The following is a 13,127-nucleotide window of genomic DNA, read 5'->3' on the forward strand; positions in this document are numbered from 1 at the left end:
TACCGAACTGGGTGCATCATTCAGTCAACATTGAGTCGGATCAACTATTTAAAATCCGCATAGGGTTCAAGCGGTTGTGGTGGCATATCCATATCGCCATTCCAGCCGCCCATTGAATAACGCATGTAGATCAAGCCGTGGCTTGGGGTGTAATCCTTGGCTTGCTGAATATCCATGGCGAGACCGACTGACCAGTGCGGCGTGATGCGGCGTTCTACCACGGCTTGCAGGGTGTAACCGAAACCGTTGCCGGAGCTGCTGTCGGAGGTCGGGTCGGAAGCCAGCGTAAAGCCAGGGTTGACCGGATATCGCTGCTGGCCGTCGGTTTGCGATTGTGACCAGGAGACCGAGCCGCCCAGATCAAACGACCAGTTCTCGGTGCGCTGGCGATAAGTGACCGGCACCGCCAGCGAGAAATACTGCTGCGGACTGTAATAGCCGCCCTGGCCGAAGGTGTAGTCGCTAAGGTCTTTTTGGTAATGCCACAGCATGCTGTTCAGGCCGACGGTGGCGCGGCGATTATCTTCGTTGATCAGTTTGTAGTAATAGCCGGCCATCAGGCGTTCACGGCTGTTGTCTGCGACATTTTCCCCGGTAATTTGCTGGGCGCTGATATCGGCCCATACGCCATTCGCGCCGCCCTGATCGTAACTCAGCCCCACCGAACCACCGGTTGCCACTACGCCGCCCCAGGTTTTGCCGCCGTTGGCCGCCGGATCGCGTGCGCCTGCGTAGGCCAGCAGTGAGCTGGAGATCGGTCGGCGTGAAGCGGTGAACGTCACGCTAATATCATCAACGTCGGTTTTCCAGCTCAGACCGCCTACCCAGTTAGTGACTTCAAAGCCGAGCGGTGTGGTGCCGATATCGCCAGACCAGCGATCGTTATGCCAGCCAACGCCTATCGCCGTGCCTTCATCACGTTGGGTAAAGTCGCGGCTACAGCCTCCGGAGTTACCATCATTACAGCTACCAAAGCGTTCGCTGTGGCTGCCATTACTGGTGGAGAAGGTGCCCGCTGATACCAGCACATGATCGACGCGCACAAAGCTGTGCCCGTCGGCCAGCGGTGTCTCCGCCTGCATCATGGTGGTATGTGCGGTGAAATCGGAGATACCGCCGGTGCCTTTATCGCGCGAATAATCCTGTTCGAGCGTGAAGGTGGTGTCCTGCTGGCGATAGAGATCGGCGGCATCGCTGCGAATACCGCGCTTCAGCCAGTCATCGCTGGCGTCGTTACGCGTCAAACGGGTGTAGCTGTCATTATCCTGCGGCGCGTCGGCGCTGATACCGCTGGCCGTCATTGCCAGACGATAGTCCTGCTGCGCCGCATCAGGCTGTTGCTGCTGAGTTTCCAGACGTGCCGCATCGCGATAGACCAACGCTTTGCTTTGCGAGGGGGCTTCTTTGGCGGCGCGCGTTTTTAAATCATTGAAAAGCTGATGCGCATGCGCCGTGTCGCCGCTGTTTTGCCATGCCAGCGCCACGCGGCGTCCGCTGTTGATATTTTGCTGCGCCACGCGGCGTCCGCTGTTGATATTTTGCTGCGCCACACTGGAGGGTAAAGCCTGCAACGCCTGACGAGCTTCGTCTGGGCGTTTCAGGGCGATCAGTGCTTCGATACGGCCCAGTGCTGCATCATTGTTGGTCGCATCCTGCTGCAGTACACGTTGGTAACTCGCCAGCGCCGCTTTCGCGTCGCTGCGTTCCAGTGCCCAATCCGCCAGGGTGATATCACGTCGCGTCGAGGCCGGTTGCTGTTGCAACAGTGCCAGCGCGGCAGATTCATTGCCGTTGGCGCGCAGCTCGCTGGCACGGGCGTACACTTTATCCTGCGTTAAACGGTCCGCCAGCTCATGCATATTGCTGTCCCAACGCGTTTCCGGCAGGCGATGCAGTGCCGCCAGTGCAGCATCATCCTGATCGCCGGACGAGAGCCACAGCGCCCAGGCATAGAGCGCGGCGGGTTCCTGCGCGTGCTGACGCACCATAGCATCCATCACCTGAGCGCCCTGTGCTTCTTCGCCGCTGCTGCGTAGCGCGCCGGCTAAACGGTAAGAGAGCCAGATATCGTTGGGGTTGTCCTGAGTGGCCTGGCGGTATTTCACCACCGCCTGATGCCATTGACCTTGCTGCGCCAGCGCATCCGCTTCAGCACGCAGGCTGTCGCTGCGCAGCGATCGCAACGTCTCGGCCAGTGACCGCTGTTGCGCGGCGGGCAGGGCATTGATAAACGCCATGGCGCGGGCAGGGGACTGCTGCTGATACAGCGCAGCCAGTCGGCGCACGGCGGTAGTATTGCTGCGATCAAGGCGCAGTGCCTGTTGCCAGTACTGTTCTGCCTGCGCATCATTTTTTCGCGCCAGAGCGACGTCACCGAGGCCAATCAACGCCCAGCTGTCCCGATTATCAATGGCCTGCGCGCTGCGATACTGGCGTTCCGCGCTCGCCAAATCGCCCTTTTTCAGCGCATCGTCGCCGTTATTGATCGCCAGCCAGTAACGATTGGTTTGCAACAGCGACTGCCATTTGCCCACTTGTGTACTGGCCTGCCCGGCCTGAATCGCTTTCTGCAGCCAGCTGATCGCCGCTGCGCGGTTATTCGCTCGCGCCTGCGCCTGACCCATCGCGCCCATCAGCTCGGCATCATTCGGGTTGGCTTTGAGCGCGGCGTTGAGTGACGCAATGGCACCCGCGCCACCGCCGGCATCCACCAGCGCCAGCCCGCGCATGCGCTGACGATAGGCGGGATCGGCCAGCAGCTTCTGCTGTCTTGCCAGCTCTTCCTCGCCGCGCTGTTGCGCATCACCGGAAGTAAACACCTGCAAATACTGCTTCAGACTGGCCACCGTGCCCTCTGACACCGGCTGATTTTGAATCTGCTGCAGCCAGAGTTCGGAGGCGGCATCACGTCCGCCGTCACGATTGGCCAGACGACGCAGCTGCACCAGCGCTTCGCCGGGCTGATTGTTATCAAACGCCATGCGCGCCAGCTGCAGTTCTACACCGATGTTGCCGGGATAACGTGCTTCCAGCGCCTGCAACTGGCGATAAGCGGTGGGCTGCTGACCGGGTAAACGCGCCACCAGCCGCCAGTATTCCAGTTCGGTATTCACATCCGGGAACACGCCGTGGAACAGGTCATCCCAGGCCGTTTTGGCTTCTTCTACGCGGCCAGCCGTGGCCAGTAAACGCGCCTGCTGCAGTTGCTGGCGCCCTTCAGCGCTCATCAGCCGCAGGCCGGTTTCCGATTCACGCGTCGCCGCGTCATTGGGCGCCACTTTCTTTAGTTCATCGAGCAGCGTCTGCGCTTTAGCCTGATCGCCCTGACGCAGTGCCATGCGGATTTGCGCGGCCAGCACCTGCGGGTTATCAGGGTCGATTTTTTCCAGACGATAAAGCGACTGCTGCACCAAATCATACTTGTTGGTGGATTCACCGGTGCGAATCTGCATCAGCAGCCATGCCACCGGTGACACCTGCGGACCCTCGGCAGCTATGCCGGAGCCCGCCAGGATACTGGCAATCAGCAGCCCGAGTGGCAGTTTATTCATCGTCTTCCAGCTCGGCCAGGCGGCGACGGCTCACCATGCGCATCAGGCGCCATGCCATCAGAGCAAACAGAATCACCACCACGACGGCACAAATCGCCAGCCATACCGGGTGGGTCGCCAGCAGGTTCCACAAGCGTTCCCACCATGGCAGATGGCCGACGAAGTAGGTATCGCCGACGCGCACGCTGGTGACGCCCGATTCACGCACGATGGTGGCAGACCCGAACACAGCGGCGCGCTTGCCACTGTCGAGCAGGGCATTGTTCAGCAAATCCCAGCCGCGCGGGCTGTCGGCTAACAGTGCGACCACGCTGCGCTGATCGTTAAACGGTGACTGGAAGCCAACTATCGCCCCCATCGGCCCGCGTGAGCTGATGCCGGTCTGGCTTTCAACCGCGCGATCGCCGGCGGACACCGGCACGTTCTGCGCGGTAATCGGGCGCGATGGCATGTTGATCCAACTGCGCGCCGCATTCACCAGCAGGTTGATCTTCTTATCGTCCTGCAGATCCTGCGGAATGCCGCCGATCATCAGTAGGTCAGCGTCTTGGTCTTTTGCCTGCTTCCAGTCATCGCTCATCTGCACGCGCAGCGCCGGATAGCCGGTCTGAGCGCCGATGGCACCCAGTGCGTTCAGCATGGTGCTGACTTCACCGTTGGCGGGTTTCGGCTGCACTAACACCAGCGTCTGCGCCAGATCGGCGTAGCGGCTGTAAGGGAAACCGGCGTTGGCGTACGCACCCAGCGATGGCATTTCGATGTAGTGGCGATAGCCGGAGAAGTCGATGCTGGAGTTGTCATCGATCACCACATGATGGCCTACGGCGGTGACGGTTTCGCAGCGGCCGTCGGCGGTGCCACCGATAAAGGTGTTAGCGTAATCAAAGCTGAAGCGCAGTTGGTTGACCACGCCGAGGCGCAGCGCCGGGATGGTCAGCTGGCGGTTGCTGTCCTGCAGACCTTGCATCAGGGGAATGCGCATGATCTGCTGGCCTGCCGTGTCTTTCGGCGTCAGCGGGTAATCCTGCATGAACTGATTGTTCAGATGCACCGCCAGGCGCGATCCATCTTGCTGGATCGGCGAGGTGTAGCGGTAAATCAGATCCATGTCGATGCCGCGCGCGCGCACCAGGAACAGGTCGGGCGGCAGGTTCAGCGTCAGGCTGATGGGATTCGGTTGTAAACCATCGGCCTGCAGCTGGTTCTGATACTGCGTCAGCTCGGCAAATGTGGTGCGGCGATCGGTGCGCACCCAGTTAGGCGCATCATAGGCCTGACGCGGTGCCAGCATTTTCACGCTGTCGATGGTCGAGGTATCACCCCGCAGCAGCAGTTCGCCCTGGGCAATGCCTTCGACGGCGGTCAGCAGATCGTTGTCATCCCGGCCGAGGATCAGCAGCATTTTTTCGTAGGGATTGTCCGGCTGGCTCACCATTTCCACCGTGGGTTTCTCCACCGGTGGCAGATCTTTCAGGAAGTCAGGGCGATGGTCGTTGGTGGCAAACACCACCGCATGTTGCTCTTTCGGCAGCTGGTTATACAGTACCGGGAAGGATTGACCACGCCACTGCGCTTTGCTGCCGAACCACGAAGCCAAAATCCCTGCGGCACGCTGCTGCACCAGGTTAGGTTGATTGCTGAACACCATCGGTAACTGCAACGGGCGGCTGTCACGCGCATCAAAGAACGGTTCCGGGAAGTGCGACAGGTCGTTCTTCAGCGGCAGTTTTTGCAGCGTCAGATCGAGCTTGCTCTCTTTACCGATATCCATCCAGATGGTGCTGTTGGCCGGGTTCTCACACACGTTGGCGTAGTGACCCACCAGTTCGAGGCGCACGCGGTTAAAATCGCCAATAAAACGCGGATCGATCGGCAACTGGGTTTGATTCTCTTTGCCCAGCTGATCGGCGGTGACGGTGACCAGTCCCACCAGTTCATCGTTGAGATAGACCTTGAGCTGCGACAGCGTCGGGATCAGCGCGGGTGAAGGGCGATAGCTGAGCGTCAGCAAGGCGCGAGTCACCACTTCATCACTGCGCACGCCGAACTCAATCTGGCTGGTGGGCTCCGTGCCGCGCAACGTCATGCTGCCTGGCGGAGGCGCGACCTGATTAAACAGCAGTTGGCTGTCGCGCAGCGGGGCATTGGCATCCAGCGGCTGGCTGACTGTTGGCAGCGGTATCTGTGCACTGGTGCGCGGCGCTTCAGGAGCGGAAGGCTGCAGCGCGGCCTGTGCCAGCGTTGCGGTGCCCAGCAGCAGGGCAGTAAACCAGCTCAGTTTTCTCGTCATGGTCATATCATCAACTTATGAAAAATCGGTTTTGATTGCCGCAGGTGCGCGGCCAATGCCCTGTGGCAGCAGTGTCGCCAGCCAGCTCACCAGGGAAGTCAGTGCCCGGAAAAGACGGCGCAATGGGACAGGGCCATACTCCGCCAGACGCAGGTAACCTTTGAAACCCAGCACCATAATATCGGCCAGGCTTTGCACCGGTTTATCTTCCGGGAAGCCGTCCTGCCACAGCGCCCAGGTATCGGCGCGGGCGAAGGTACACTGGATAAATTCAATATGCTGGCGAGTGGAGAGCTGATGCAGGCGAATACCGGCGCGACGGCCAAATACACGCTGTACCTGGCACGGGAAGCTGAATTCCTGCTGGCCACGGCGCAGCAGCAGCCACACGGGCTCATCCTCTTTCAGCGCATCCGCTTCACGCAGTTCGACACCCACACCGCCATCTGAATAGTCGCGCAGGGTGCACGGCACCATATGGCCATCTTCACGTGCAATGGCGGCGGGCATGGCAATCTCGACGCGATGCGCTTCGCGAATCTGGCGCGCTTCCACTGAAACTGCCACGGCGCCGCCGAGAATAATCATGTTGTACACCACCCACACCAGGCTCACCCAGATGGTGAGCATCTCGTTGGCCGGGCCATACGCCATGCGCCAGAACGCCATGCCGATACCCGCAATATTCAACAGCACCAGCATCATATAAGGCTTGGTGATCACCCAATCGAGATGACGCTCTTCGACCAAGCCGCCTTTCGCCGTGACGTTGAACTTGCCTTTGTGCGGGTTAAACAGCGCGACGGTGGTGGGACGCGCGATATACCACGCCAGCACCGTTTCATACACTTCACTCCAGAATGAGTGACGCCAGCGTCCCTGAATGCGTGAGTTAGTCAGGCTGGTGTGCACCATGTGCGGCAGCACATAGATCGCAATCGCCAGTGCGGGCGCGTAGATGATGTAGGCGTGGCACAGCAGAAACGCCAGCGGCGCCAGCAGGAAGATCAGGCGCGGAATCCCGGCGAGGAAGTGCAACATGGCGTTGGCGTAGCACAGCCGCTGTACCAGCTTTAAGCCCTTGCCCATCAGTGGATTGTCGAGGCGGAAAATCTGCACCATGCCGCGCGCCCAGCGAATACGCTGGCCGATGTGCGCGGACAAACTCTCGGTGGCAAGGCCCGCCGCCTGCGGAATACGAATATAGGCAGAGGTATATCCCTGACGATGCAGACGCAGCGAGGTGTGCGCATCTTCGGTCACAGTTTCAACGGCAATGCCGCCAATCTGATCCAGCGCGGTGCGGCGCAATACGGCGCAAGAGCCGCAGAAGAACGCCGCATCCCAGGTATCGTTGCCGTCCTGCACCAGGCCGTAGAACAGCGAGCCTTCATTCGGCGTCTGGCGGAAGCGACCGAGGTTACGCTCAAACGGATCGGGCGAGAAGAAGTGGTGCGGCGTTTGCAGCATCGCCAGGCGGTGGTCTTTCAGGAACCAGCCCATGGTCATCTGCAGGAATGAGCGTGTCGGTACGTGGTCACAGTCAAAAATCGCCACGTAATCGCTGCGGCAGGCCACTTTCAATGCGTGATTGATGTTGCCCGCCTTGGCATGCTCATGGGTAGGGCGCACCACATAGTTGATGCCCACGCTGGCGGCAAATTCGCGAAACTCCTCGCGGCTGCCGTCATCCAGAAGGTAGATGTTGAGCTTGTCCTGCGGCCAGTCGATGCCCATCGCGGCATAAATGGTCGGTTTCACCACGCTCAGCGGCTCGTTGTAAGTCGGCACCAGAATATCGACGCTGGGCCAGGAAGTGATTTCCGGCGGCATTGAAACGGGCTGGCGATTCAGTGGCCACAGCGTCTGGAAGTAACCCAGCACCAATACCGTCCACGAATAGGTTTCAGCGCCAATCAGCAGCAGACCGAATGTCAGACTCAGCGGATCGTCCCAGTTCAGGGTCTCAGTGTAGCGCCACCACAAATAGCGGCAGGATATGGTGAGTGACAGCACAATCAGCATGATGGTGGAGAGGCGGCCCGGCACGCGGCGTACCATCATCGCCAGGCCCCACAGCAGCAGCACGAAGACAAATTGCGTGGTGATGCCAAACGGTTGTGAAATACACAACAGCGCCAGCAGGCTGGCGACAATCGCCGCGACAATAAACAGCAGCTGGCGTAGACGCGGTGGCAGTTTCTGCAACTGCTGTTCGGTTCGCAGATGAATGCCCGTTTTCGCCATGCGCGCGGGAAGCGCTCCCAGCCATTGATAACACTGCTGACGCCAGCGGAACAGTGGGCCAAACGCGTTAAACCGTTTGCGCTCGCTGCGTGCGCTGTTGTCGAGCGGTAACACCAGCATCAGCCACAGGCTCTGCATGGCGTAACGCAGAACGTCTAACGGGCGAGGACGCAGCGGTGAGATTTGCGGATAGTATCGCTGACGCTGTTGCAGCAAGCGCTGCCAGCCGGGCGTTTCCAGCCGCAGCAGCGACCAGGCGAGCACGCACCAGAGCAGATGCAACATCACGGTTAAGCGGCCCGCGCCGTGCTGGCGAGCCACGCGGGCACGGCTTTGCAGCGCCTGCCAGGCCTGAGGAACCAGCAGCCAGCGCAGCGGATTCACGCCGCACCGCCCGCAACGTTCAGTATTAGCCAGTTCGCCAGCGTATTGATTTCTTCGCTCGCCAGCGCATGAGGACGATATTCGCCCACCGGTTGTTTCATCATCAGGGCTTCTGCCAGTGCTTCATCGCGGTGAATCACCTGCGGAATCAGATTCTTCAGCGTGCGCAGCCACAGTTGATGCAGATCCTGTTGCAGCTGGCTGTTGGCGTTGAATTGATTAATCAAAAACAGCGTATGCGGCAAAAAACGCGGGTGGTGCAATCGCAACTGGCAGTTGGCATCCAGCGATAGTACTTGCAACAGGCGATCGGCGTGAATGGCGAAGGATCGTTGCCACGGCAGCAGATCCGCTGGAAGGTCGAAGATCACCCAGCGATAGTGTGATTTCAGGGCCGGCAGCGCCTTCAGCAACGGCGCAGCAAGCTGTTCGTCGGCGTTTTGCAGACTTAAGGACTGCTGAGGGGTTAGCGCGCCGAACGGCAGGAAATCGAGACCGGTTTGATAGCGCTGCGCGCACTGCTGCCACGGCTGCTGTTCCAGCAGTGCGGGAACCCAGCCCTGGGTGTGATTGAGCGCTAGATTAAAATGGGCGGCCAGTTGATTCGAGGCGGAAAAATCAATGACCAGCACCGACTCCTGTAAGGTATTGAGCGCCCAGCCAAGCGCCGCACTGAGTGATGTTGCGCCACAACCGCCGCGCAAACCTTGTAAGGCAATAACCGGCATTAGCGTTCCGGCTCCTGATCGGCAGATAATTCACGCAGCAGCGGCCAGCGTGTCAGCAGACTATTCAGTCGCTCTTCGCGGGCAATATCAATGTAACGAAATGCCTTAAGGGAAAAGGCTTCGCTCAGGGTATTAATGTCATCCTGATCTTCAGTAGTTGACGCGATCAGCGAAAAGGCATTCTCTGTTTTCATTACTTTTTGCCACCAAAAAACAGCAATGGATGAATTGTGGTTCTATTTTTTGTAAAGTTTAAACCCGGAAAAATGCGCAGACTATGCAAAAATCGATATCATTTGAGATAGCGCAGGTTTTAATTATTTCAGCAGTTCCAATCGTTGCCGTCTATATTAAACTAGCCTGGATTGTTCTGATCGCGAAACAAATATGAAAAATCGTTATGCGCTTGGCCTACAACAGGTTCAGCAGGAATTAGTTACCCTGCAAAATCCGGGGTTTTATTGGATTACCAGTCAGCGTCAGGAAGACGCGCGGGTACTGCTGCGTCAGGTGGTGAGCCATCAACAGGCGGCAACCCTGGTCAGCTCAGATGAGAAACCTCAGTCATTACTAACGCCGGACCCACTGACAGGACCGGCGCGCATTCCCCTATTTTCGCTGCCGGCCAATAAAGCCAGCTTGCAGCATCTGGAGAATGATTTCGCGCGTGTACTGAATGTCCGCAGTGGTTTAGTGCTGTTTTACAGCAACGCTGCGCAGTGGAGTAAATTATCCGAGGATGAGCTGACGCTCTGGGTGAAACGCATGCGGCGGTTGTTGATTAAAAAACAAATCACGCTGTTACTGATCACCTCGGGGGCGTCAATTATTCATCTGCGTAACCATCTACAGCGTTATTTTCGCCAACTTGATGGTGTCGCACATTTAGAATTTCAACAGGATAGTTGGCAATATCGAATTAACTGGTGGTACTCCGCAGACAAATTACTGGCTGACCGTGCGATTCGCTTGAGTTGTAATGAGAATCAATTCATTGCCATTAATGACGTTGAACAAACCACCCCTCTTAGCCTTAATGATGAAAATCAGTTTCTGGCACAAGAAGGGGTGCTGGAAGGCGCACCGCCACTCTCCAGCCAGTGGCAACTGTTTAGCGATAATGAAAGCGTATTCTCGCGTGCACAACAGGCCAACGCCGCCACGGTCATTTTTAGTCTGGCCCATAACCAGGACATTTATGCCCTGGCAAAAATGGTCCACAGTTTGCGCCGTTCGCGCGGCAACGCATTAAAGATCGTGGTGCGCGAAATCAGTACCAGTCTTAGGTATAGCGATGAGCGATTGTTGCTGGCGTGTGGCGTGAATGCCATCGTGCCCGGCGCTCAAACGCTGTCACGCTTTCTCACCACGCTGGAAGGGATTCAGGGCCAGCAGTTTACGCGTCATGTTCCGGCCAACTTGCCCGCGCTGATGCAGGCACTCCAGCCGCTGCAGCAAAAAGGGTATCTGCAGTTGGAGTCCTTCTGCGCGGCGGTGCAGCAGCTGATGAGCAATACGCTGTTGCCGGAAAACGACAAAGGGCTGATGGTGGCATTGCGTCCGGTGCCACAGCTGAAACCCGAGCAAATTTTGACGCTGTGCAAGCCGCGTCGTTTCGGTGATTTGGTGACGCTGATTAACGATCGCATCTATCTGTTCCTGTCATCTTGTCGCTTCAACGATTTGGATATCGCGCTGAAATCGATTTTCTCGCTGCCGCACGATGAGCTGTTCAGTAATCGCGTGGTGTGGTTTGAGGACAACCAGATTTTGTCGGAAGTGCACAAGATTCGTCAGCTGACGCCCGTGGCGCAGCGTGAAGTGCCGATGGCGCCCATTGAAGCCCCTCAGGCGAATAAGGTGTCCGCTGCTAACCTGCGTGGGGCGCAAACCCCGCAGCCCATTATTCTCAACCTCGATGGAGATCGCCGCTAATGACACTGATGGATTGGGTGCAGGTGGCGATCCTGCTGTTATTAATTTTACTGTTCCTGAAATCGTTGTTCGTGCGCTGGTTACCGCGCAGTAGCACCAGCCTGCTGATGCGTCTGCTGCCACCGCGTGCGCTGAAGTCGGAAGGGCAGTGGCAACGCAAATCTGCGAAAACGGATACCAAACCGTAATGAGTGATAACAAACCTTCGACGCTGCACGCTTCGTGGTGGCGCGGTCTCGGCGGCTGGAATTTCTACTTCCTGATCAAATTTGGTCTGTTGTGGTACGGCTACCTGAATTTTCATGCGCTGAGCAATCTAGTGTTCCTGGCCTGGCTGCTGTTCCCGCTGCCGTCACGTCGTTTGCACCGTGTGCGCCATTGGATTTCGCTGCCGATTGGCTTCGCGCTGTTCTGGCATGACACCTGGCTGCCGGGGCTGGAATCGATCATGAGCCAGGGCAGCCAGGTTGCGGGCTTCTCCTCTGCTTATCTGCTCGATCTACTGGAGCGCTTTATTAACTGGCAGATGATCGGCGCAGGCTTTGTCTTGCTGGTGCTGTACCTGTTTGTCGCCCAGTGGATTCGCATCACAGTGCTGGTGTCACTGATGCTGATCTGGCTTAACGTGCTGACCATTGCCGGGCCGGCGATGAATCTGCTGCCAACCAAAGCGGCGACCCCGGAAGTGGCACTGAGCAACCCACCTGCGGCAACCAAAGCACCGGATGGCCTGGACCAGTCAGCACCGCCGACCAGCGCCAATCTGACGTCCTGGCTCAATCGCTTCTACGACAGTGAGCGCCAGCGCGCGACCCATTTCCCGGATGCGCTACCCGCGGACTCGCAGCCGTTTGATATTTTAGTGATCAACATCTGTTCGCTGTCCTGGTCAGATATGGATGTGGCCCAGCTGCGTGATCATCCCTTGTGGAAACACTTCGATATTCTGCTGAACAACTACAACTCAGCCACCGGCTACAGCGGTCCGGCGGGGATCCGTTTATTGCGTGCCAGCTGCGGCCAGACTTCACACTCCAATCTGTATAAGGCCACCGACCAGCGCTGCTATCTGTTTGATAATCTGGCGAAGCTGGGCTTTAAGCAGGAACTGATGATGGATCATACCGGCGTGTTTGGTAACTATCTCAAAGAGTTACGTGAAGAGGGCAATTTGCAGGCACCGCTGATGTCACAAGCGGGAATAGCACCAGAATTGACTTCGTTTGATGGTTCGCCGGTGTTTAATGACGGTCAATTGATGCAGCGCTGGCTCGACGATCGCACCAAAAGCAGCGATGCGCGCAGTGCCACCTTCTACAACCTGATTCCGTTGCATGACGGCACGCGCGAGCTCGGCAGCACGCGTACCGCTGACTGGCAACCGCGCGCTAAAGTACTGTTTGATCAGCTAGATACGTTCCTGACCAATCTGGAGAAATCGGGTCGCCGCGTGATGGTGTTGGTGGTGCCGGAGCACGGTGCTGCACTGCAGGGCGATAAAATGCAGATGTCCGGTCTGCGTGATATTCCCAGCCCAAGTATTACGCATGTACCGGTGGGCATTAAATTTGTCGGGATGAAAGCGCCGCATCAGGGGCAGCCGTTGAGCATTGATACGCCAACCAGCCTGCTGGCGATTTCCGAAATCATTTCCCGTGTGGTGGATGGTCAGGTATTTAACGCCCCGAACGTCAATATGTCGGTGTTAGCGGATAATTTGCCGCAATCACCGGTGGTGTCCGAGAATGATAATGCGGTGGTGATGATGTATCAGGGTAAACCCTGGATTCGTCTGAACGGCGGCGATTGGGTGCCTTATCCGCAATAGTTGGGGTCGCGGCGCAAACTTTGCGCCGCGACTTTAACGTGCACAATTCCTAATCACCACTTTATCTCGCCCTTCCTGCCTTTTTTCGACTTTATCCCGGCGCATAACAATGCTCACCTGCGATATACTCGCTGCGCATTTCATCTATACCCGTCATTCTTCAA

At 57.7% G+C, this 13,127-nt stretch carries 8 protein-coding genes; 3 read left to right on the forward strand and 5 right to left on the reverse strand.

Features of this window, described 5'->3' with window-relative positions; all coding sequences use genetic code 11:
• Nucleotides 1–44 precede the first annotated feature (44 nt).
• From bcsC to bcsR, 5 genes are read right to left on the reverse strand one after another with little or no spacing between them, the layout of a single operon-like run.
• Entirely contained in the window at nucleotides 45–3,551 is a 3,507-nt protein-coding gene (bcsC, locus tag VH86_RS13710) for a cellulose synthase complex outer membrane protein BcsC (RefSeq protein WP_045833195.1), read from the reverse strand.
• Nucleotides 3,544–5,847: a cellulose biosynthesis cyclic di-GMP-binding regulatory protein BcsB gene (bcsB, locus tag VH86_RS13715; protein WP_082082862.1), complete on the reverse strand. Its 2,304-nt coding sequence runs from the start codon at nucleotides 5,845–5,847 to the stop codon at nucleotides 3,544–3,546. The genes bcsC and bcsB overlap by 8 nt, the downstream gene beginning before the upstream one ends.
• Nucleotides 5,848–5,856: 9 nt before the next feature.
• On the reverse strand, nucleotides 5,857–8,472 hold the full coding sequence (gene bcsA / locus VH86_RS13720) for a UDP-forming cellulose synthase catalytic subunit (protein WP_045833197.1): 2,616 nt from the start codon (nucleotides 8,470–8,472) through the stop codon (nucleotides 5,857–5,859).
• Nucleotides 8,469–9,200, reverse strand: coding sequence for a cellulose biosynthesis protein BcsQ (gene bcsQ / locus VH86_RS13725; protein WP_045833198.1), 732 nt, complete (start codon nucleotides 9,198–9,200; stop codon nucleotides 8,469–8,471). Before bcsQ ends, bcsA begins: the two co-directional genes overlap by 4 nt.
• Nucleotides 9,200–9,394, reverse strand: coding sequence for a cellulose biosynthesis protein BcsR (gene bcsR / locus VH86_RS13730; protein ID WP_034827811.1), 195 nt, complete (start codon nucleotides 9,392–9,394; stop codon nucleotides 9,200–9,202). The genes bcsQ and bcsR overlap by 1 nt, the downstream gene beginning before the upstream one ends.
• 193 nt (nucleotides 9,395–9,587) lie before the next feature.
• Here bcsR and bcsE point away from each other — a divergent pair, with 193 nt between their 5' ends.
• Genes bcsE through bcsG form a run of 3 tightly spaced genes read left to right on the forward strand, consistent with a single transcriptional unit; the run spans nucleotide 9,588 to nucleotide 12,963 of the window.
• Nucleotides 9,588–11,135 (forward strand): cellulose biosynthesis protein BcsE, encoded by a 1,548-nt coding sequence (gene bcsE, locus VH86_RS13735; protein WP_045833199.1) that lies wholly within the window; start codon nucleotides 9,588–9,590, stop codon nucleotides 11,133–11,135.
• Nucleotides 11,135–11,323 (forward strand): cellulose biosynthesis protein BcsF, encoded by a 189-nt coding sequence (gene bcsF / locus VH86_RS13740; RefSeq protein WP_038643825.1) that lies wholly within the window; start codon nucleotides 11,135–11,137, stop codon nucleotides 11,321–11,323. Before bcsE ends, bcsF begins: the two co-directional genes overlap by 1 nt.
• Nucleotides 11,323–12,963: a cellulose biosynthesis protein BcsG gene (gene bcsG / locus VH86_RS13745; RefSeq protein ID WP_045833200.1), complete on the forward strand. Its 1,641-nt coding sequence runs from the start codon at nucleotides 11,323–11,325 to the stop codon at nucleotides 12,961–12,963. Before bcsF ends, bcsG begins: the two co-directional genes overlap by 1 nt.
• Nucleotides 12,964–13,127 lie beyond the last annotated feature (164 nt).

The sequence above is a fragment of the Pantoea sp. BL1 genome (assembly GCF_000963985.1).
GTDB lineage: Bacteria > Pseudomonadota > Gammaproteobacteria > Enterobacterales > Enterobacteriaceae > Pantoea > Pantoea rwandensis_B.

Excerpts from the sequence above, each read along its gene's own strand:
- bcsQ (WP_045833198.1), bottom strand. The coding sequence starts at position 9,200 with ATGCCGGTTATTGCCTTACAAGGTTTGCGCGGCGGTTGTGGCGCAACA.
- bcsC (WP_045833195.1), bottom strand. The coding sequence starts at position 3,551 with ATGAATAAACTGCCACTCGGGCTGCTGATTGCCAGTATCCTGGCGGGC.
- bcsG (WP_045833200.1), top strand. The coding sequence starts at position 11,323 with ATGAGTGATAACAAACCTTCGACGCTGCACGCTTCGTGGTGGCGCGGT.
- bcsR (WP_034827811.1), bottom strand. The coding sequence starts at position 9,394 with ATGAAAACAGAGAATGCCTTTTCGCTGATCGCGTCAACTACTGAAGAT.
- bcsE (WP_045833199.1), top strand. The coding sequence starts at position 9,588 with ATGAAAAATCGTTATGCGCTTGGCCTACAACAGGTTCAGCAGGAATTA.
- bcsF (WP_038643825.1), top strand. The coding sequence starts at position 11,135 with ATGACACTGATGGATTGGGTGCAGGTGGCGATCCTGCTGTTATTAATT.
- bcsB (WP_082082862.1), bottom strand. The coding sequence starts at position 5,847 with ATGACCATGACGAGAAAACTGAGCTGGTTTACTGCCCTGCTGCTGGGC.